The sequence below is a fragment of the Pseudomonas vranovensis genome (genome assembly GCF_040438935.1).
Lineage (GTDB): Bacteria > Pseudomonadota > Gammaproteobacteria > Pseudomonadales > Pseudomonadaceae > Aquipseudomonas > Aquipseudomonas vranovensis.
In genome coordinates, this window is the sequence record NZ_CP159259.1 from 4,118,423 (window position 1) to 4,138,244 (window position 19,822).

Annotated in this window: 15 protein-coding genes; 7 read left to right on the forward strand and 8 right to left on the reverse strand. The window is 62.1% G+C overall.

Annotation, left to right across the window (positions count from 1 at the left end; translation table 11 throughout):
* Positions 1 to 137: 137 nt before the first annotated feature.
* On the forward strand, positions 138 to 3,965 hold the full coding sequence (locus ABVN19_RS19235) for a bifunctional diguanylate cyclase/phosphodiesterase (protein ID WP_105641665.1): 3,828 nt from the start codon (positions 138 to 140) through the stop codon (positions 3,963 to 3,965).
* Positions 3,966 to 4,142: 177 nt separating this feature from the next.
* Positions 4,143 to 5,396, forward strand: a complete 1,254-nt coding sequence (glyA, locus tag ABVN19_RS19240; RefSeq protein ID WP_028944035.1) for a serine hydroxymethyltransferase — start codon at positions 4,143 to 4,145, stop codon at positions 5,394 to 5,396.
* A gap of 138 nt (positions 5,397 to 5,534) precedes the next feature.
* Here the strand turns inward: glyA and yjiA are convergent, their stop codons facing one another.
* The 3 genes from yjiA to ABVN19_RS19255 all read right to left on the reverse strand — a co-directional run bounded on the left by yjiA (position 5,535) and on the right by ABVN19_RS19255 (position 8,871).
* Positions 5,535 to 6,503, reverse strand: a complete 969-nt coding sequence (gene yjiA, locus ABVN19_RS19245; protein WP_105641666.1) for a GTPase — start codon at positions 6,501 to 6,503, stop codon at positions 5,535 to 5,537.
* A gap of 85 nt (positions 6,504 to 6,588) precedes the next feature.
* The gene (locus tag ABVN19_RS19250; RefSeq protein WP_028944033.1) at positions 6,589 to 6,786 is read right to left on the reverse strand and encodes a YbdD/YjiX family protein; all 198 of its coding nucleotides are present in this window, start codon (positions 6,784 to 6,786) and stop codon (positions 6,589 to 6,591) included.
* A gap of 18 nt (positions 6,787 to 6,804) precedes the next feature.
* Positions 6,805 to 8,871: a carbon starvation CstA family protein gene (locus ABVN19_RS19255; RefSeq protein WP_028944032.1), complete on the reverse strand. Its 2,067-nt coding sequence runs from the start codon at positions 8,869 to 8,871 to the stop codon at positions 6,805 to 6,807.
* A 181-nt stretch (positions 8,872 to 9,052) separates the two neighbouring features.
* Between ABVN19_RS19255 and ABVN19_RS19260 the strand changes: the two genes are divergently transcribed.
* Both ABVN19_RS19260 and ABVN19_RS19265 read left to right on the forward strand, forming a co-directional pair.
* Positions 9,053 to 9,418 carry a PilZ domain-containing protein gene (locus ABVN19_RS19260; RefSeq protein ID WP_028944031.1) on the forward strand — a complete coding sequence of 122 codons (366 nt, stop codon included), beginning with the start codon at positions 9,053 to 9,055 and terminating at the stop codon, positions 9,416 to 9,418.
* Between the two features lie 274 nt (positions 9,419 to 9,692).
* Positions 9,693 to 11,213: a nucleobase:cation symporter-2 family protein gene (locus tag ABVN19_RS19265; RefSeq protein WP_036989856.1), complete on the forward strand. Its 1,521-nt coding sequence runs from the start codon at positions 9,693 to 9,695 to the stop codon at positions 11,211 to 11,213.
* A 70-nt stretch (positions 11,214 to 11,283) separates the two neighbouring features.
* On the opposite strand, the gene radA is transcribed toward ABVN19_RS19265, so the two are convergent.
* On the reverse strand, positions 11,284 to 12,651 hold the full coding sequence (gene radA / locus ABVN19_RS19270; protein ID WP_028944029.1) for a DNA repair protein RadA: 1,368 nt from the start codon (positions 12,649 to 12,651) through the stop codon (positions 11,284 to 11,286).
* Positions 12,652 to 12,825: 174 nt separating this feature from the next.
* On the opposite strand from radA, the gene mscL reads away from it, so the two are divergent.
* Positions 12,826 to 13,239, forward strand: a complete 414-nt coding sequence (gene mscL, locus ABVN19_RS19275; protein ID WP_028944028.1) for a large-conductance mechanosensitive channel protein MscL — start codon at positions 12,826 to 12,828, stop codon at positions 13,237 to 13,239.
* Between the two features lie 137 nt (positions 13,240 to 13,376).
* On the opposite strand, the gene ABVN19_RS19280 is transcribed toward mscL, so the two are convergent.
* Complete coding sequence (locus ABVN19_RS19280; RefSeq protein WP_028944027.1) at positions 13,377 to 14,153, reverse strand: ferredoxin--NADP reductase; 777 nt, start codon at positions 14,151 to 14,153, stop codon at positions 13,377 to 13,379.
* Between the two features lie 163 nt (positions 14,154 to 14,316).
* On the opposite strand from ABVN19_RS19280, the gene ABVN19_RS19285 reads away from it, so the two are divergent.
* Entirely contained in the window at positions 14,317 to 15,441 is a 1,125-nt protein-coding gene (locus tag ABVN19_RS19285; RefSeq protein WP_105641667.1) for a methyltransferase, read from the forward strand.
* A gap of 172 nt (positions 15,442 to 15,613) precedes the next feature.
* Here the strand turns inward: ABVN19_RS19285 and ABVN19_RS19290 are convergent, their stop codons facing one another.
* From ABVN19_RS19290 to ABVN19_RS19300, 3 genes are read right to left on the reverse strand one after another with little or no spacing between them, the layout of a single operon-like run.
* Positions 15,614 to 15,769, reverse strand: a complete 156-nt coding sequence (locus ABVN19_RS19290; protein ID WP_036989853.1) for a DUF2474 domain-containing protein — start codon at positions 15,767 to 15,769, stop codon at positions 15,614 to 15,616.
* 11 nt (positions 15,770 to 15,780) lie between these two features.
* Positions 15,781 to 16,788, reverse strand: a complete 1,008-nt coding sequence (gene cydB, locus ABVN19_RS19295) for a cytochrome d ubiquinol oxidase subunit II (RefSeq protein ID WP_028944025.1) — start codon at positions 16,786 to 16,788, stop codon at positions 15,781 to 15,783.
* 3 nt (positions 16,789 to 16,791) lie between these two features.
* A complete protein-coding gene (locus ABVN19_RS19300; RefSeq protein ID WP_028944024.1) occupies positions 16,792 to 18,231 on the reverse strand; it encodes a cytochrome ubiquinol oxidase subunit I in 1,440 nt (479 codons plus the stop codon).
* Between the two features lie 362 nt (positions 18,232 to 18,593).
* Here ABVN19_RS19300 and ABVN19_RS19305 point away from each other — a divergent pair, with 362 nt between their 5' ends.
* Positions 18,594 to 19,811, forward strand: coding sequence for an MFS transporter (locus ABVN19_RS19305; protein WP_028944023.1), 1,218 nt, complete (start codon positions 18,594 to 18,596; stop codon positions 19,809 to 19,811).
* Positions 19,812 to 19,822 lie beyond the last annotated feature (11 nt).

A 19,822-nucleotide genomic window follows, 5' to 3' on the forward strand; every position in this document is an offset into this window, starting at 1 on the left:
TTGCCACGTTTGCGGGCATGCTAACCGCCCTTCGGGCGTCGGGCTTATAGTGCGAAACCGGAGTAGCCGCCAGGACCGCGGTGCTTGCCCCCCAGCAGCTCTAAACCTGCCATCCAGCCATACCGCAGGATCATCGTTTGACCAATCTCACTCAGCCGACATCCTTGCGCATACCGTCCAGCGCGTCCGGCTCACCATTGCGCGGTTCCTTGAAGAGCGCCCTGGCCCTGCTGGTATTCCTGTTGCTTGGCCTGCTGCTCTGGCAACTGGTCGACCAATACCGCCACACCCAGGCCGACCAGCACCAGCACAGCCTGAATGCCAGTGCCGAGCTTGCCGATCACCTGTCCCTGAACATGTCGCTCAAGGCCCAGCAGGCCCTGAATCTGGTACAGCCTTACCGCTCGTCGATTGATGCCAAACATCTGCCCGAAACGCTCGCGCAGTTGCAATCCCGGCTACCCGCCCTGCAAAGCCTGGCCTGGATCGATGCAAGCGGCGCAGTGCTGACCGACAGCCTTGGCGATACACCCGACCGGGATGCCCTGCTGGCCCTCTGGCAACTGAACCAGGGCCGCCCTTATTACTACAGCAACACCCCAGACAACCAACTCATCTACTTGCTGCTTCACCAACAAGGCGATGTGCCTGGGTACTGGCTGCTGCGCCTGGATTCAACTTTCTACAGCGATCTGACCTCACACCTGGACCGACCCAACCATCCATTGTGGCTGCTGGAAAACAGCCGCACCGGCAACATCATCAACCGCCACCCGCCAACACCCGGCAGTGACAAACCGCTGCAAAGCGTGATGCTGGCGTTTCTCGACAACAGTACCTGGCAACTGCGCGGCCTGTTCGATGCGGGCCTTGCCCGCCAGCAACTGCTGCCGGCACTGATCGGCAAATGTGTACTGGGCCTGTTTTGCGCTCTGATCCCGCTGCTGGCGCTGATCAACATGCGCCGGCGCCATCGCATGCTGCAGGAAAGCCGTCGGCGCTATCACGACATCTTCGAAGGCACCGGGGTTGCCCTGTGCGTGCTCGATCTCTCCGGCCTGCCCGGGATGCTGGAGCGCCACCGCCTGCCCAGCCGCCAGGCGCTTGCCCAACGCCTGGGCTTCGACCTGCCGCTGCGCCGAATGCTGCTGCAGGAGCTGAAAGTCACCGAAGTGAACCAGGTCGCCCTGCAACTGCTGGGCGTGCAGTGCAGCAACGGCGCCTGGCATCGATTGATCGAAGGCACCGGGAACGGCGTCGAGAGTATCGGTGTGCAACTGCTTGAAGCGGTGCTGGACAACCAGCAGCAGCTGGAGCTGGAAGTCCGTCTGCCGCTGGTCGATGGCCAGGTGATGCACTTGTGGTTGATGGTGCGCTTCCCCGAGGACCGTCGCGACTACCAAGCGGTGATCCTCAGCATCAGCGATATCACCAGCCGCAAGCAGGTCGAGCTGTCGTTGCTGGAGCGCGAAAGCTTCTGGTCGGACGTGGTGCGTACCGTACCTGACCAACTCTATGTGCAGGATGTAAGCAGCCAGCGGATGATCTTCAGCAACCGCAACCTGGGCCAGACCCTGGGCTACAACCGTGCCGAGCTGGCTCAGCTGGGCGAGCAGTTCTGGGAGCGCTTGCTGCACGCCGATGATGCCCAGTTGTACCTGAAGATGCGCCAGCAACAACGAGAATCCGGCTACGTCCAGCAACTGCACTGCCAGTTGCGCTTCCGTCATCACGACAACAGCTGGCGGCGCTTCGATATCCGCGAACAGGCCCTGACCCGCAACAGCGCGGGCCAGGTGACCCGCATCATCGGCGTGGGCAAGGACGTCACCGACCAGATCGAAGCCAGCGAATCCCTGCGCGACAGCGAGCAGCGCTACCGCATGCTGGCCGAAAGCATCAGCGACGTGATCTTCTCTACCGACAACCAGCTGCAGCTCAACTATGTCAGCCCGTCGGTACACGCCGTACTCGGCTACGACGTACAGTGGATCTTCGACAACGGCTGGCAGTCGACCATCGCCAACCCCGCACAATTGACCGGCATCTACAGCCTGGTCGAACGGGTCAACCGCGCCCTGGGCGACCCCGCGCAGCTCGAACAGTTGCGCACCCAGTTACCGACCCAACTGTTCCTGTTCGACTGCCTGCGCGCCGATGGCCGCAAGATCCCGATCGAACTGCGCCTGGTGCTGGTGTGGGACGACCAGGAACGCTTCGAGGGCATCCTCGGCGTCGGCCGCGATATCAGCCAGCAACGCCGCGCCGAAAAAGACCTGCGCATGGCGGCCACGGTGTTCGAGCACTCGACTTCGGCGATCCTGATCACCGATCCGGCCGGCTATATTGTCCAGGCCAACGAGGCGTTCAGCCGGGTCAGCGGCCATGCCGTGGCCGATGTGCTCGACCAGTTGCCCGGCATGTTGACCGTCGATGAGCACCAGGAAGCGCACCTGCGCTACGTGCTCAAGCAACTCAACCAGCGCGGCACCTGGGAAGGCGAAGTGTGGCTCAAGCGCCGTAGCGGCGAGCACTACCCGGCCTGGGTCGGCATCACTGCCGTGCTCGACGATGAAGGCGACCTGGCCAGCTATGTGTGCTTCTTTACCGACATCAGCGAGCGCAAGGCCAGCGAACAGCGCATCCACCGCCTGGCCTACTACGACGCCCTGACCCACCTGCCCAACCGCACCCTGTTCCAGGACCGCCTGCACACGGCCCTGCAACAGGCCGAGCGGCAAAAGGCCTGGGTGGTGCTGATGTTCCTGGACCTGGACCGCTTCAAGCCGATCAACGACTCCCTCGGCCATGCCGCCGGTGATCGTATGCTCAAGGACATGGCCGAGCGCCTGCTCGACTGCGTCGACAATGACGACACCGTGGCACGCATGGGCGGTGACGAATTCACCCTGCTGCTGCAACCACGGTCCTCCCGCGAGATGGCACTCAATCGCGCCATCCATGTAGCCGAGCAAATTCTCGCCAGCCTGGTGCGACCGTTCGTGCTGGAAAACCGCGAGTTCTTCGTGACGGCCAGTATCGGCATCGCCCTGAGCCCGCAGGACGGCAGCGAACTCAGCCAACTGATGAAAAACGCCGACACGGCCATGTACCACGCCAAGGAACGCGGCAAGAACAACTTCCAGTTCTACCAGGCCGACATGAACGCCAGCGCACTGGAGCGCCTGGAACTGGAAAGTGACCTGCGCCACGCGCTGGAGCAGAACGAGTTCATCCTCTATTACCAACCGCAGTTCAGCGGCGACGGCAAGCGCCTGACCGGTGCCGAGGCCTTGCTGCGCTGGCGCCACCCGCGGCGCGGGCTGGTGCCGCCGGGTGACTTCATCCCGGTCATCGAAGAGTTGGGCCTGGTGGTGGATGTCGGCGACTGGGTCATCAAGGAGGCCTGCCGCCAGCTCAAGGCCTGGCACCAGGACAAGGTGCGGGTGCCCAAGGTGTCGGTGAACATTTCCGCCAGGCAATTCTCCGATGGCCAGTTGGGCACGCGGATCGCCACCATCCTCAAAGACACCGGCCTGCCGCCGGCGTGCCTGGAGCTGGAGCTGACCGAGAGCATCCTGATGCGCGAGGTGAACGAGGCGATGGTAATTCTCGACAGCCTCAAGAACCTCGGCCTGAGCATCGCGGTCGACGACTTCGGCACTGGCTACTCGTCGCTCAACTACCTCAAGCAGTTCCCCATCGACGTACTGAAGATCGACCGCACCTTCGTCGACGGCCTGCCCGAAGGCGAACAGGACGCTCAGATCGCCCGGGCCATCATCGCCATGGCTCACAGCCTGAACCTGGCGGTGATCGCCGAGGGCGTGGAAACCCATGAACAGCTTGAATTCCTGCGTGAGCACGACTGCGACGAAGTGCAGGGTTACCTGTTCGGCAGGCCCATGCCGGCCAACCAGTTCGAGGCGCAGTTCAGCAACGAAACGCTCTTCATGTTCGAGTAGCAACTGCTGGCGACAGCACCGGGGCGCTCAACAATTTACGCCCCTCTTGCCGCTTGAAGTTTGCAGCTTGTCGCTCATGAGCCCCATTTGTCTGCGACATGATGCCCTTTCATATGCCAGACAATTTCTGATGGGGTAGAATGCCCGCCTATTTCAGCACGATCCTTGAGGACCGCCATGTTCAGCCGTGATTTGACCATTGCCAAGTACGACGCCGATCTCTTTGCCGCCATGGAGCAAGAAGCTCAGCGCCAGGAAGAGCACATCGAGCTGATCGCTTCGGAAAACTACACCAGCCCGGCTGTCATGGAAGCCCAGGGCTCGGTGCTGACCAACAAGTACGCCGAAGGTTACCCAGGCAAGCGCTACTACGGCGGTTGCGAATACGTCGACGTGGTCGAGCAACTGGCCATCGACCGTGCCAAGGAACTGTTCGGCGCCGACTACGCCAACGTCCAGCCACACGCCGGTTCCCAGGCCAACGCCGCTGTCTACCTGGCCCTGCTGTCGGCCGGTGACACCATCCTGGGCATGAGCCTGGCTCACGGTGGTCACCTGACCCACGGTGCCAACGTCAGCTCCTCGGGCAAACTGTACAACGCTGTCCAGTACGGTATCGATGCCAACGGCCTGATCGACTACGACGAAGTCGAGCGCCTGGCTGTCGAGCACAAGCCAAAGATGATCGTTGCCGGTTTCTCTGCCTACTCGCAGATCCTGGACTTCCCGCGCTTCCGCGCAATCGCCGACAAGGTCGGTGCCTACCTGTTCGTCGACATGGCCCACGTTGCCGGTCTGGTCGCTGCAGGCGTGTACCCGAACCCGGTGCCATTCGCCGATGTGGTCACCACCACCACCCACAAGACCCTGCGCGGTCCACGTGGTGGCCTGATCCTGGCGCGCGCCAACGCCGACATCGAGAAGAAGCTGAACTCCGCCGTTTTCCCAGGCGCCCAGGGCGGCCCGCTGGAGCACGTGATTGCCGCCAAGGCCATCTGCTTCAAGGAAGCACTGCAGCCTGAGTTCAAGGCTTACCAGCAGCAAGTGGTGAAGAACGCCCAGGCCATGGCCGGCGTGTTCATCGAGCGCGGTTTCGACGTGGTGTCCGGTGGTACTCAGAACCACCTGTTCCTGCTGTCGCTGATCAAGCAGGAAATCTCCGGCAAAGACGCCGACGCCGCCCTGGGTCGCGCCTTCATCACCGTCAACAAGAACTCGGTGCCTAACGACCCTCGCTCCCCGTTCGTCACCTCCGGCCTGCGCTTCGGCACCCCGGCAGTGACCACTCGCGGCTTCAAGGAAGCAGAGTGCAAGGAACTGGCTGGCTGGATCTGCGACATCCTGGCCGACCTGAACAACGAAGCGGTGATCGATGCCGTTCGTGAGAAGGTCAAGGCCATCTGCGCCAAGCTGCCGGTCTACGGCAACTGATTGCAGGCCTGATGTGAAAAAGCCCGGCTCAATAGCCGGGCTTTTTTGTGCCTTCTGTAGGAGCGGGCTTGCCCCGCGAACCGATGGTACGGCCACTATCGCTGTCGCGGGGCAAGCCAAGACGTCGCCCCGCCGCTCCTACAGGGTCAATGCCTCGAACCCCGCGCGGATCTTTTCTTCCGGCAGCTCGTCGGCAATAAATACCATCACGCTCTCGCGCGCTTCCCCTTCTGCCCACTCGGTATCCCAGTCAAAGCCATAGAGCTTGAGCACACCCTGGAACACCAGGCGACGGTCCTCGCCAGCAATGTTGAGTACGCCCTTGTAGCGCAGCAGTTGCTTGCCATGGTCTTCCAGCAACTGGTTCATGAAGTTGCTGAGCTGGTCGATGTCCAGCGGCGTCTCGGTGCGCAGCACCAGGCTGGAGATACGATCCGGGGTCGCAGGCTGCGAAACCGGACGCAAGCTCAAGCCACCGCCCAGGTCCGCGTTGAGGTTGAAACCGCGCACGTCCAACAGTTCGGCCAGATCAATGCGACCGTGCTCGACCACCCGGATCGGTGCCCGGCGGTTGATCCGCCCGAGGCGCTCGCTCAATGCCTGGAAGCTGTCGGCATCGACCAGGTCGGTCTTGCTCACCAGCAGGCGGTCGGCGAACCCCACCTGCGCCTGGGCGATGGCCTGGGCCAGGTGCTGCTCGGCGTGGGCGGCATCGACCAGGGTAATGATGCCGTCGAGGATGTAGCGATCACGCAGTTCCTCGTCGATGAAGAAGGTTTGCGCCACAGGCGCAGGGTCGGCCAGGCCGGTGCATTCGATCACCAGGCGGTCGAAGGCGATCTCGCCGCTGTCCAGGCGTTCGAGCAGCAGCACCAGCGCCTTGGTCAAGTCGCTGTGGATGCTGCAGCACACGCAACCGTTGGCCAGGGTCATCACCTGCACCGGCTCGTCGCCCAGCAACTGGGTATCGATACCGGCGTCACTGAATTCGTTCTCGATCACGGCGATCTTCAGGCCGTGCTCGGCCTTGAGCAGATGGCGCAGCAAGGTGGTCTTGCCGGCCCCCAGAAAACCGCTGAGTACTGTTACGGGTATGGGCGCGTGCAAACGGAAAATCTCCTGAACTGAAAATGACTGTGGGAGCCCGGCAAGCCGGGCTCCCACAGGGTGTAGCGCCGTCAGTGGCTGTGGTTCAACAGCACTTGGGCCCACCCTTGCCGCCGTAACGGGCTTCCTGGCGCTCGCGGAAGAACGCCTCGTAGCTCATCACCGGCTTGTCCGGGTGCTTGGTCTGCATATGCTCGACGTAGTTGTCGTAGTCGGGCATACCGACCATCAGGCGGGCTGCCTGCCCCAGGTACTTACCCAGTCGACCGAGATCGTTGAACATCACTGCATTCCTCGAAGGTTACGCATCCGGCAGGGCCTGGAACGGGGACTCTTTGTCAGTCCGCTCTTTTTTGTTCAGGGCGGCGATGCCGACCTTGAGGGCAAAGAACAGAATGCTGAAGACCACGAGCAGGAACAGGCCGGTCAGGGCTGCGTTGGTGTACGCGTTGAAGATCACGTGCTGCATCTGGCCGATGTCCTTGGCCGGAGCCAGAACCTGACCGGCGTCGAGCGCGGTGCTGTACTTGTTGGCCAGGGCCAGGAAGCCGACGGCCGGGTTCGGGTCGAACAGCTTGATGAAGCCCGCCGTGGTGGTGCAGATCAGCAGCCATACCGCCGGCAGCAGGGTGACCCACATGTAGCGCTGGCGCTTCATCTTGATCAGGACCACGGTACCTAGCATCAACGCGATACCGGCCAGCATCTGGTTGGAAATACCGAACAGCGGCCACAAGGTGTTGATACCCCCCAGCGGGTCGATCACGCCCTGGTACAGCAGGTAGCCCCAGAGGGTCACGCAACCTGCGGTAGCGAGCAGGTTGGCCCCCCACGACTCGGTACGCTTGAGGGCTGGGACGAAGCTGCCCAGCAGGTCCTGGAGCATGAAGCGCCCGGCACGGGTACCGGCGTCCACGGCGGTAAGAATGAACAACGCCTCGAACAGGATCGCGAAGTGGTACCAGAACGCCATGGTGTTTTCACCCGGCAGCACCTGGTGCAGGATCTGCGCGATACCCACCGCCAGGGTCGGTGCACCACCGGCACGGGCCAGGATGGTGTGCTCGCCGATGTCCCTGGCGACCGCCTCAAGGGCGTCCGGGGTGATGGCGAAGCCCCAACTGCTGACCGTCTGGGCCACTGTGACCACATCGGAACCGACGACCGCAGCCGGGCTGTTCATGGCGAAGTACACGCCTGGCTCGATCACCGACGCGGCAACCATGGCCATGATGGCAACGAACGACTCCATCAGCATGCCGCCGTAACCGATGTAGCGGGCGTTGGTTTCGTTATCCAGCAGCTTGGGCGTGGTGCCCGAGGAGATCAGCGCGTGGAAGCCCGACACCGCGCCGCAGGCAATGGTGATGAACAGGAACGGGAACAGGGTGCCCTTCCAGACCGGTCCGGTGCCGTCGGTGAACTGAGTCAGCGCCGGCATTTTCAGCTCGGGTGCGATGATCAGGATACCGATGGCCAGGCCGACGATGGTGCCGATCTTGAGGAAGGTCGACAGGTAGTCGCGCGGCGCCAGTACCAGCCATACCGGCAGTACAGCGGCAACAAAGCCGTAGCCCACCAGCATCCAGGTAATCTGCACACCGGTGAAGGTGAATGCCGGGCCCCAGACCGGATCGGCGGCAACCTGGCCCCCCAGCCAGATCGACAGCAACAGCAGCACCACGCCCATGATCGAGATCTCACCGATCCGGCCCGGGCGGATGTAGCGCATATAAATGCCCATGAACATCGCGATCGGGATGGTCGCCATGACCGTGAACATGCCCCACGGGCTCTCGGCCAGGGCCTTGACCACGATCAGCGCCAGCACCGCGAGGATGATGATCATGATCAGGAAGCAGCCGAACAGGGCGATGGTGCCCGGGATACGGCCCATTTCCTCACGCACCATGTCACCCAGGGAGCGACCGTTGCGGCGGGTGGAGAGGAACAGGATCATGAAATCCTGTACCGCACCGGCCAGCACCACGCCGGCAATCAGCCAGAGCGTGCCGGGCAGGTAGCCCATTTGCGCAGCCAGGACCGGACCGACCAGGGGGCCGGCGCCAGCGATGGCGGCAAAGTGGTGACCGAAAAGAATGTGCTTGTTGGTCGGGACATAGTCCAGACCATCGTTGTTGAGCACCGCCGGGGTGGCCCGACGCGGGTCCAGCTGCATCACCTTGGTGGCGATGAACAGGCTGTAGTAGCGATAGGCGACCAGGTAGATGGCGACCGACGCAACCACGATCCACAAGGCGTTGATGGCCTCGCCACGGCGCAGGGCGACCACACCCAGCGCACAGGCTCCTATGACTGCCAGCGCCAGCCACGGAATGTGGCGTAGCAGGCTATTATTGTTGTTCATGGTTTGCTTCCACTGGTGGATAAAAGACAGCCATTGGAGTCTAGCGATACTGGCAGGAAAGGCCAGCCCCCACGTTGGTCTAGAGCCCTCAACGCGGTACGGGAAGCTGTTGTTATGCGCCCATGCACAGGCCTTGGCAAGGCCTGAGCTATAGTCAGGAAGAACCCCGGAGTGCCTGATCATGAGCGACCACCAAGAACGTCGACGTTTCCAGCGTGTGGCCTTCGATGCGCCCACCGAATTGTGCCAGGGCGAGCGCTGCTGGCCCGTGACCCTGATCGACCTTTCGCTCAAGGGCATGCTGGTTGAGCGCCCCGAGCCCTGGGATGCCGACCTGACCCAGGATTTCGAGGCCATTGTTCATCTGGGCGACCTGGAAAAGGTGCGCATGCAGGTTGAACTGCGCCATGAAGAGTCGGATCAGCTCGGTTTCATCTGCCTGCACATCGACATAGATTCGATGACCCACTTGCACCGTCTGGTGGAATTGAACCTGGCCGACAGCACCGAAATGATGCGTGAACTGCGAGAATTGATCGAAGTTTAGAATCTATTAGCCTGCTACTTACTTTCCCTCCTGGCAGGTTTCTTTGTTTTTCTGTCCACCTGGACAGCTTTTTTCCACCGAATGTCACCTTTCACGCAACCTTGCGAAGCTTGCGTGCGGGCGTTGGAACGATACCTGCATTCAGTAATGGACCCAAACGGATAGCCTTACTGTTCCTACGCCAATCTAAAAATTGTATACAATTAGGCTGGCTTTCGGATGTAGGAAATGTCTACAGTAGCCCCACAAAAATAAAACACAGAGACCCTGCCCCATGAATACGTCCTCCCCTAGCACGTCTTCAGCCCCACGTCCCGAAGACGAAAACTTGGGCCTAGGTGCAAACCTGGCGTACGGCCTGCAACACGTTCTGACCATGTATGGCGGCATCGTTGCCGTACCCCTGATCCTCGGACAGGCCGCAGGCCTGACACCGGCGGAAATCGGCCTGCTGATCGCCGCATCGCTGTTTGCCGGTGGTCTGGCAACCCTGTTGCAAACCCTCGGCCTGCCTTTCTTCGGTTGTCAGCTACCGCTGGTGCAAGGGGTCTCGTTCGCCGGTGTGGCGACCATGGGTGCGATTCTCAGCAGTGAAGGCGGTGGCGGCCTGCCCGGCGTACTGGGTGCGGTGATGGCAGCATCCTTCCTCGGGTTTTTGATCACGCCGGTGTTCTCACGAATCACCAAGTACTTCCCACCGCTGGTGACCGGTATCGTCATCACCACCATCGGCCTGACCCTGATGCCCGTCGCCGCACGCTGGGTGATGGGTGGCAACAGCAACGCTCCGGACTTCGGCAGCATGGCCAACATCGGCCTGGCGGCGCTGACCTTCGTCATCGTCCTGGTGCTGAGCAAACTGGGTAGTGCGACCATCTCGCGCCTGTCGATCCTGCTGGCCATGGTCATCGGTACCCTGATCGCCTGGTCGCTGGGCATGGCGGACTTCAGCAAGGTGCTCGAAGGCCCGCTGGTAGCCTTCCCGACCCCATTCCACTTCGGCATGCCGACCTTCCACATCGCCGCGATCCTGTCGATGTGCATCGTGATCATGGTCACCCTGGTGGAAACCTCGGCCGACATTCTCGCCGTTGGTGAAATCATCGACACCAAGGTCGACTCCAAGCGCCTGGGCAACGGCCTGCGTGCCGACATGGCGTCCAGCATCCTGGCTCCGATCTTCGGCTCCTTCACCCAGAGCGCCTTCGCCCAGAACGTCGGCCTGGTCGCCGTGACCGGGGTCAAGAGCCGCTACGTGGTCGCCACCGGGGGTGTGATCCTGGTGGTGCTCGGCCTGCTGCCGATCATGGGCCGGGTGATTGCCGCGGTACCCACTTCGGTACTCGGTGGTGCCGGTATCGTCCTGTTCGGCACCGTGGCTGCCAGTGGTATCCGTACCTTGTCCAAGGTCAGCTACAAGAACAACGTCAACCTGATCATCGTCGCCGCCTCCCTGGGTTTCGGCATGATCCCGATCGCCGCACCGAACTTCTACGCGCAGTTCCCCAACTGGTTCGAGACCATCTTCCACTCCGGTATCAGCTCGGCAGCCATCATGGCCATTGTCCTGAACCTGGTGTTCAACCACTTCACGGCCGGCAACTCGGATCAGCAATCGGTGTTCGCCGCTGCCTACGAACGCACCATTCATTACTCGGACATCTCCGCCCTGCGCGATGGTGACTACTTCGAGGATGGCAAGCTGTTCAATGCCGAAGGCAAGGAAGTGCCTGTGATGGGTGAAGGAGAGCACGGGGAGCCACCTGTGCGCCGAGAGGCCATCTCGGAACACTGATCTTTCCCAAGGCCGTTGAAGCTGGGCCGGTGCGCATCACCGGCCCTTTTTGTTCATGCGATACAAGCGACTATTCAAACAGCGCGTCGAGGGCCTGCTCTAGTCGGGTCACGGCAATCACCTGAAGACCGGCCGGGGCCTCCTTGGGAGCGTTGCCCTTGGGCACGATGGCCCGCTTGAAGCCGTGCTTGGCCGCTTCTTTCAAGCGTTCCTGGCCACTGGGCACCGGGCGCACCTCGCCAGACAAGCCCACCTCTCCAAACACCAGCAGGCCGTTGTCCAACGGACGGTTGCGCAAGCTGGACATGATCGCCGCCATCAACGCCAGGTCCGAGGCGGTCTCCAGCACCTTGACCCCGCCCACCACGTTGAGGAACACATCCTGGTCATGGGTCGGAATGCCGCCGTGGCGGTGCAATACCGCCAGCAGCATGGCCAGGCGATTCTGGTCCAGGCCAAGGGTGACGCGCCGGGGGTTGGACAAATGACTGTCGTCGACCAGCGCCTGGACTTCTACCAGCATCGGTCGGGTGCCTTCCCAGGTGGCCATGACCACGCTGCCGGGGACTTCCTCCTGGGCGCGAGTGAGGAAGATCGCCGAAGGGTTGGAAACTTCCTTGAGGCCACGGTCGGTCATGCCGAACACGCCCAGTTCATTGACCGCGCCGAAGCGGTTTTTCACCGCCCGCAGCAACCGCAGGCGGCCATCGGATTCGCCCTCGAAATACAGCACGGTGTCGACCATGTGCTCCAGCACTCGTGGGCCAGCCAGCGCGCCTTCCTTGGTCACGTGGCCGACGAGGAAGATCGCCGTGCCACTCTGCTTGGCATAGCGCACCAGCAAGGCCGCGCTTTCCCGCACCTGGGAAACCCCGCCCGGCGCCGACTGCAGCTGCTCGGTAAAGATGGTCTGGATCGAGTCGATCACCATGACCTTGGGCTTTTCCACGCGTGCCGTGGCAATGATGGTTTCAATGCAGGTTTCAGTCATGACCCGCAACTGGTCCTGGGGCAGCCCCAGGCGCCGTGCGCGCATGGCCACCTGCTGCTGGGATTCCTCGCCGGTGACGTACAGTGCCGGCATCCGCGTGGCGATGGCACACAGGGTCTGGAGCAGGATCGTCGACTTGCCGATGCCTGGGTCACCGCCGATCAATACCACCGAACCGTCCACCAGGCCACCGCCGAGCACCCGGTCGAGCTCGGCGCTGGCGGTGCTGAAGCGCGGAATTTCCTCGATGCTGACCTCGGCCAGGGTCTTGATCTGCGCCTGCTGCCCGGCCCAGCCGGTACGACCGCTGGGCGCCGCGGCTGCGCCGCTTTCCAGCACGGTCTCGACCAGGGTGTTCCAGGCCCCGCATTCGCCACATTGCCCGGCCCATTTGGGAAAGGTGGCGCCGCACTCAGTGCAGCCGTACATGCGCTTGGCCTTGGCCATGGGGACGGTCCTCTGGAAAAGGGACCATGATAGCCGACCGGGGTGACCTGGATCGCCACAGAAATCGACAAAACTATTGGATATAACTGCAGTCTGTTGCAGCAGCGCGGAGCATGAAGCGCCTAGCTGATTTACACTTCGCTCACCAACCTCATCTGTTACAAGGAATAAACCATGGGCGTGCTCAACGAATTCAAGGCCTTCGCGGTCAAAGGCAACGTGGTCGACATGGCCGTCGGTATCATCATCGGCGCAGCCTTCGGCAAAATCGTTTCATCCTTTGTAGGCGATGTGGTGATGCCGCCAATCGGTATGCTGATCGGTGGCGTGGACTTCAGTGACCTGGCGATCACCCTCAAGGCGGCCGAAGGTGACATCCCGGCCGTGGTGCTGGCGTACGGCAAGTTCATCCAGACCGTGCTGGACTTCATCATCGTCGCGTTCGCAATCTTCATGGGCGTCAAGGCAATCAACCGTCTCAAACGTGAAGAAGCCGAGGCTCCCAGCCTGCCACCGGTCCCCACCAAGGAAGAAGAACTGCTCACCGAGATCCGCGACCTGCTCAAGACACAGAATCGGCAGCCCTGAATTCGGAACAAAAAAACGGCGCCAATGGGCGCCGTTTTTGTAGCCGCTGCCGCCAGGCTGCGATCGACTGCATAGCAGTCGCCCTAGCCGTATGACGCCCGCTTCGCGGTGTAGCGGTAGCGCCCACAAAGCCAGATCTACCAGTAGTTTTCTACCGCCACTTGCCCCGGCCGGCGGCTCAAGCTCAAGTTCAAACCCCGCTGCTTGAGCGCCTGACGCGTGTCGTCGATCATCTGTGGGTTGCCACACAGCATCACCCGCGAATGCTCCGGTGTCAGTTCCAGCCCAGCCGCCCGCTCCAGCTCGCCGTTCTCGATCAGGGTCGTGATGCGTTCGTTGAGGGCTCCCGGGTGCTGCTCGCGGGTGACCACCGGAATGAACTGCAACTTGCCCGCGTACTCGGCCAGGTAGTCGCGCTGCTCAAGGCCTGCGATCAGGTCCAGGTAGGCCAGCTCATTGGCTTCACGCACCGAGTACACCAGTTTGATCGACTCGAAACGCTCCCACGCCTCGAAGTCCTGCAGGATCGACATGAACGGTGCAATGCCGGTACCGGTGGCCAGCAACCACAGGTCACGACCATCGACAAAGCGATCCAGGGTCAGGAAGCCGAACGCCTGGCGATCGATCAGCAGGCTATCGCCCTCGCGCAGTCGACTCAGCTCGCTGGTGAATTCACCGCCCGGTACCACGATGGAAAAGAAATCCAGATGCTCGTCATGGGGCGCCGAAACCATTGAATAGGCGCGCCAGACCACGCTGCCGTCGGCTTTGGTCACACCCAGGCGGGCGAACTGGCCGGACCGGAAGCGAAACCCCGAATCGCGACTGGTACGCAGGCTGAACAGGCTGGGGGTCAGCGGCTGGACGTCGAGCAACGTCTGGCGAGTGAACTTTTCAGCGCTGGCAGTCATGACTTACTCCATAGAACAGATGTGCCCAGTGTCGCGCAAACAGGCCCGGATAAACACCGCAGGATTGTAGTGACATCCCCTGGCCGGCAAAACCCTTGTAGAATTGCCACCCTGTCACTCGCCGTCGAATGCACGGCGCGCCATTGCCCCAGAGCCTTACACCATGCCCTTGCTGACCAGCCCTTTTGCCGAACTCGACCTGCTACGCCAGCCCGAGCAAGCCAACGATCCCTTGCAAGCGTTCGACGCCGCCGACGAATACTTGCTGGAACACCTGGCCGAGCAGGCAGCGGCTGCCTCGACCCGGGTGTTGGTACTCAATGACAGTTTCGGGGCCTTGGCGATCAGCCTGAACCGGCACTTCCCGCTCCATAGCAGCGGTGACTCGCACCTGGCTCACCTGGCGCTGGAGAAGAACCTGGTGCGCAACGGCCAGCCGTTCGACGCAGTACCCTTCATTCCGGCCAACAGCCCATGGCAGGGCCCATTCGACCGAGTGCTGGTACGTGTACCCAAGACCCTGGCCCTGCTCGAAGAGCAATTGATCCGCCTGCAGGGACACCTGGCCCCAGGTGCCCAGGTCATCGCCGGGGCGATGATCAAGCACCTGCCACGCGCCGCCGGCGACTTGCTGGAGAAATACATCGGCCCGGTGCAAGCCTCGCTGGCCCGGAAGAAGGCCCGTCTGTTGATTGCCACCGTCCAGGACAAAGGCACCTTCACCTCCCCGTACCCAACCCGCTACCTGCTGGAGGCGCCGCGCCTGGAGCTGGTCAACCACGTCAACGTGTTCTGCCGCGAAGGCCTGGATATCGGCACCCGCGCCTTCCTGCCCCACCTGCCAACCAACCTGGGCACGGCCCGGGTCGCCGACCTTGGCTGCGGCAACGGCGTGCTGGCCATTGCCAGCGCCCTGAACAACCCGCAGGCGCACTACACCTTGGTGGATGAATCCTACATGGCCACCCAGTCGGCCCTGGAAAACTGGCAGGCGGCACTGGGGGATCGTGAAATGACGGTGCGTGCCGACGATGGCCTGGCCGGACAACCGGCGCAATCGCTGGATGTGGTGTTGTGCAATCCGCCTTTCCACCAGCAGCAAGTGGTGGGCGACTTCCTCGCCTGGCGCATGTTCCAGCAGGCCCGTGAGGCGTTGGTGGTGGGGGGTTCGCTGTACATCGTCGGCAACCGCCACCTGGGTTACCACAGCAAGCTGGCGCGCCTGTTCCGGGGCGTCGAGCAAGTGGCGGCCACCCCCAAGTTCGTGGTGCTCAAGGCCCGTAAATAGCCGCCACACAATAGGAGCGGGCTTGCCCCAGGATGCGGCGTGGCTGACAGAACGCTTTCGCGGGGCACGTCGAGACGTCGTACCGCCGCTCCTCCACAGGCAAAAAAAAACCCTTCGCGACCGAGGTTGCGAAGGGCGCAGAATCCGCCGCGAGGCGGGATGGGAATGTCAGTCAGTGGGTGCTCAGGCCGGCTGCCGCCATGAACATGCGCATCAGCCAGGCCACGATGCCCAGGGCCGCCACGCTGCCGGCCCAGATCACCGCCAGCCAGCCCAGCCGTTGCCAGAGCGGCTTTTTCTCTTCGTCATACGTGTGCTTGCCAGTCATCGCCAGGGCTCCTAGTGATAGCCGTCCTCATGGGTCACCTTGCCGCGGAACACGTAGTAGCTCCAGAAGGTGTAGCCAAGGATGAACGGAATGATGAACAGCGTCCCCACCAGCATGAAGCCCTGGCTCTGCGGGGGTGCGGCAGCGTCCCAGATCGAGATCGACGGCGGGATGATGTTCGGCCACAGGCTGATGCCCAGGCCGCTATAGCCAAGGAAGATCAGTACCAGGGTCAGCAGGAACGGGGTGTAGTGGGCATTGCGGGCCACAGCCTTGAGCAGACCGTACAGGGTCACCAGTACCAGGATCGGCACCGGCAGGAACCAGAACAGGTTAGGCAGGCTGAACCAGCGGGTGGCGATGTCCGGGTGCGCCAGCGGCGTCCAGATGCTCACGATACCGGTCACCGCCAGCAGCACCAGCGCCAGCGGGCGGGCCAGGTCGTGCATCTGCAGTTGCAGCTTGCCTTCGGTTTTCATGATCAGCCACGTGCAGCCGAGCAGCGCATAAGCCACGATCAGTCCCACGCCACAGAACAGGCTGAACGGTGTCAGCCAGTCCAGGGAGCCGCCTGCATAGCTGCGGTCAACCACTTTGAAGCCTTCGATGAAGGCGCCCAGGGCCACACCCTGGAAGAAAGTGGCTGCCAGCGAGCCGCCGATGAAGGCCTTGTCCCAGAGGTGACGCTTGTCGGCCTTGGCCTTGAAACGGAATTCGAAGGCCACGCCCCGGAAGATCAAGCCGATCAGCATCAGCATCAGCGGCAGGTAGAGCGCCGACAACACCACGGCATAGGCGAGCGGGAAGGCGCCGAACAAGGCCGCGCCCCCCAGCACCAGCCAGGTCTCGTTACCGTCCCAGACCGGCGCGACGGTGTTCATCATCACGTCGCGGTCCTGCTCGGCCTTGACGAAGGGAAAGAGAATGCCGATGCCCAGGTCAAAGCCATCCATGACCACGTACATCATGATGCCGAAGATGATGATCACGGCCCAGATCAGTGGAAGATCAATACCCATGATTCAGTTCCCCTTGCTCAGGCTGGCGTGCTCGCCATCGTCATGATCGTCACCGGCAGCCGACAGCGGCCGTGCAGGCGTACGTTTCTGGCCAGGACCACCGGGGTTGGTTTCGTCACCCTCGCCGGTTTTCGGCCCTTTGCGTACCAGGCGCATCATGTAGCCAAGGCCCGCGCCAAACAGGGCGAAATAAACCACCACGAACATCACCAGGGTCACGCCCAGCTGGGTGTAGCTATGGTTCGAGACGCCATCGGCGGTGCGCATCAGGCCATAGACTACCCACGGCTGACGACCGATCTCGGTGGTGAACCAGCCGGCCAGGATCGCGATCAGGCCGGAGGGGCCCATCCACAAGGTCAGGTACAAGAAGGGGCGCGAGCTGTAGAGCTTGTCGCTCTTGCGCAGCCACAGGCTCCACAAGCCGACGAAGATCATCAGCATCCCCAGTCCGACCATGACCCGGAACGACCAGAACACCACGGTGGAGTTTGGCCGGTCTTCCTTCGGGAACTCCTTCATCGCCGGCACTTGCTTGTCCAGGCTGTGGGTCAGGATCAGGCTGCCCAGGGCCGGGATTTCCAGCTTGAAGCGGGTGGTCTCGGCTTCCATGTCGGGAATGCCGAAGAGGATCAGCGGCGTCGCCTCGCCCGGGACGTTTTCCCAGTGCCCTTCGATCGCGGCAATTTTCACCGGCTGGTGCTTGAGGGTGTTCAAGCCGTGGAAGTCGCCGATCACCGCCTGGATAGGGGCAACGATCAAGGCCATCCACATGGCCATCGAAAGCATCTTGCGAATGGCCGGGTTGTCACGCCCGCGCAGCAAATGCCAGGCCGCAGAAGCACCCACGAAGAACGCGGTGGCCACGAACGCGGCAGTGGCCATGTGTGCCAGGCGGTAAGGGAACGACGGGTTGAAGATCACGGCGAACCAGTCCACCGGGATTACCACGCCATTGACGATCTCGTAGCCCTGCGGGGTTTGCATCCAGCTGTTGGAGGCAAGAATCCAGAAGGTGGAAATGATGGTGCCAATGGCCACCATGACTGTCGCGAAGAAGTGCAGGCCACGGCCTACACGGTTCCAGCCAAAGAGCATGACGCCGAGGAAACCGGCCTCGAGGAAGAAGGCGGTGAGTACTTCATAGGTCAGCAACGGGCCGGTGATGGAGCCGGCAAAGTCGGAGAACTTGCTCCAGTTGGTGCCGAACTGGTACGCCATGACCAGACCGGACACCACCCCCATGCCGAAGTTGACGGCAAAGATCTTCGACCAGAAGTGATAAAGGTCACGGTAGACACTGTTGTTGGTCTTGAGCCACAGCCCTTCAAGTACCGCCAGGTAGCTCGCCAGGCCAATAGTGATGGCCGGAAACAGGATGTGAAACGACACGGTAAACGCGAACTGAATTCGGGCGAGATCTAGAGCCTCTAATCCGAACATAGTGCTTCCTCTGTCAGGTAATCCGGCGTCAGGCAACGCGCCTTGGCGCCAACTGCCCCCACGGTAGTTGAGTGCGGCTGGTTGGAATTGTTCTAAAAACATCACATCGCAGGGAATTCGGCCGTACGGCCCAACCGTTGCAAATGAAACTATTGATCCAGATCAACGGTTGCCAGAAAGGATAGTCCTGAAAGCCCTGCGCAGTTGTGTGGTTGATTGCCGCGTGACCGGTTGTCTCACCCCCTTTACGACGCTCCCAAACGGTGCGCTGACCGCCCAACAGCCGCCATCCCTGCAACCTGTTGTTACAAACTGATGATAATCTGCTCCCCCGCTCCCCTCGCCGAGGCTCTGTTTCGCCGATGTCAGACCAACCGCAGCTGTTGCGCCACCACCGTCCCTTCCTCAAGTTCTGGCTGGCCCGGGTGTGTACCGCCAGCGGCTTCCAGATGCTCACCGTGGCCATCGGCTGGCACCTGTACCAATTGACCGGCAACGTGCTCGACCTGGGCCTGGTCGGCCTGGTGGAGTTCGCGCCACGGGTGTTGTTCATGCTGCACACCGGCCACGTCGCCGACCGCTATGACCGCCGCCGGGTCGCCGCGCTGTGCCAGAGCATCCAGGCGTTGATCGCGGTGGCACTGGTGATCGGCAGCAGCACCGACAACGTCAGCCGCGAGATGATCTTTATCCTGGCCTTCTTGCTGGGCGCCACCCGCTCCTTTGAAATGCCCGCCACCCAGGCGCTGCTGCCTAACGTCGTGCCACCGGGGCTGTTCCCCCGTGCCGTGGCCGCCTCGGCCTCGGCAATGCAGTCGGCGACCATCGTCGCGCCGGCGGTGGGTGGCTTTCTCTATGCCTTTGGCAGTGTCTGGGTCTATGGTCCGACGGTCCTGCTGTACGTGACCGCCTGCCTGCTGACCCTGAGCCTCAGCGTCCGGCCGCAAGTGCCACAGACCGGCCGCGCCAGCCTGGACTCGCTACTGGCCGGCATTCGCTTTATCCGCAGCCGCCCGGACATCCTTGGCGCCATCTCGCTGGACTTGTTCGCCGTATTGCTGGGCGGCGCCACGGCACTGCTGCCGGTATTCGCCAAGGACATTCTGCTCACCGGCCCCTGGGGCCTGGGCTTGTTGCGTTCGGCGCCCGCGGTGGGCGCATTGCTGATGTCACTGTGGCTGGCGCGCTTTCCGGTGGAGCGCAAAGTGGGCCGGGTGATGTTTACCGCGGTCGGTGTCTTTGGCGTGGCCACCATCGCGTTTGGCCTGTCGACTTCGTTCTGGTTCTCATTGGCGGTACTGGCCGTGCTCGGTGCGGCCGACATGATCAGCATGGTGATCCGCGGTGCCTTCGTGCAGCTGGAAACCCCGGATGAAATGCGCGGGCGGGTGAGCGCGGTGAACGGGTTGTTCATCGGTGCTTCGAATCAGTTGGGGGAATTCGAATCCGGGGTGACGGCGCACTGGTTCGGTACGGTGCCGGCGGTGGTGCTGGGCGGGGTAGGTACGCTGGTGGTGACCGGGGTGTGGATCAAGCTGTTTCCGACGCTGGCGGGCCGGGATCATATGCATCGGTCTTGAGCGTTCTTCGC

Coding starts and splice junctions, on each gene's coding strand:
- glyA (WP_028944035.1), top strand. CDS start 4,143: ATGTTCAGCCGTGATTTGACCATTGCCAAGTACGACGCCGATCTCTTT.
- ABVN19_RS19250 (WP_028944033.1), bottom strand. CDS start 6,786: ATGTTCAACGATCTCGGTCGACTGGGTAAGTACCTGGGGCAGGCAGCC.
- ABVN19_RS19255 (WP_028944032.1), bottom strand. CDS start 8,871: ATGAACAACAATAATAGCCTGCTACGCCACATTCCGTGGCTGGCGCTG.
- ABVN19_RS19260 (WP_028944031.1), top strand. CDS start 9,053: ATGAGCGACCACCAAGAACGTCGACGTTTCCAGCGTGTGGCCTTCGAT.
- ABVN19_RS19265 (WP_036989856.1), top strand. CDS start 9,693: ATGAATACGTCCTCCCCTAGCACGTCTTCAGCCCCACGTCCCGAAGAC.
- radA (WP_028944029.1), bottom strand. CDS start 12,651: ATGGCCAAGGCCAAGCGCATGTACGGCTGCACTGAGTGCGGCGCCACC.
- mscL (WP_028944028.1), top strand. CDS start 12,826: ATGGGCGTGCTCAACGAATTCAAGGCCTTCGCGGTCAAAGGCAACGTG.
- ABVN19_RS19280 (WP_028944027.1), bottom strand. CDS start 14,153: ATGACTGCCAGCGCTGAAAAGTTCACTCGCCAGACGTTGCTCGACGTC.
- ABVN19_RS19285 (WP_105641667.1), top strand. CDS start 14,317: ATGCCCTTGCTGACCAGCCCTTTTGCCGAACTCGACCTGCTACGCCAG.
- ABVN19_RS19290 (WP_036989853.1), bottom strand. CDS start 15,769: ATGACTGGCAAGCACACGTATGACGAAGAGAAAAAGCCGCTCTGGCAA.
- cydB (WP_028944025.1), bottom strand. CDS start 16,788: ATGGGTATTGATCTTCCACTGATCTGGGCCGTGATCATCATCTTCGGC.
- ABVN19_RS19300 (WP_028944024.1), bottom strand. CDS start 18,231: ATGTTCGGATTAGAGGCTCTAGATCTCGCCCGAATTCAGTTCGCGTTT.
- ABVN19_RS19305 (WP_028944023.1), top strand. CDS start 18,594: ATGTCAGACCAACCGCAGCTGTTGCGCCACCACCGTCCCTTCCTCAAG.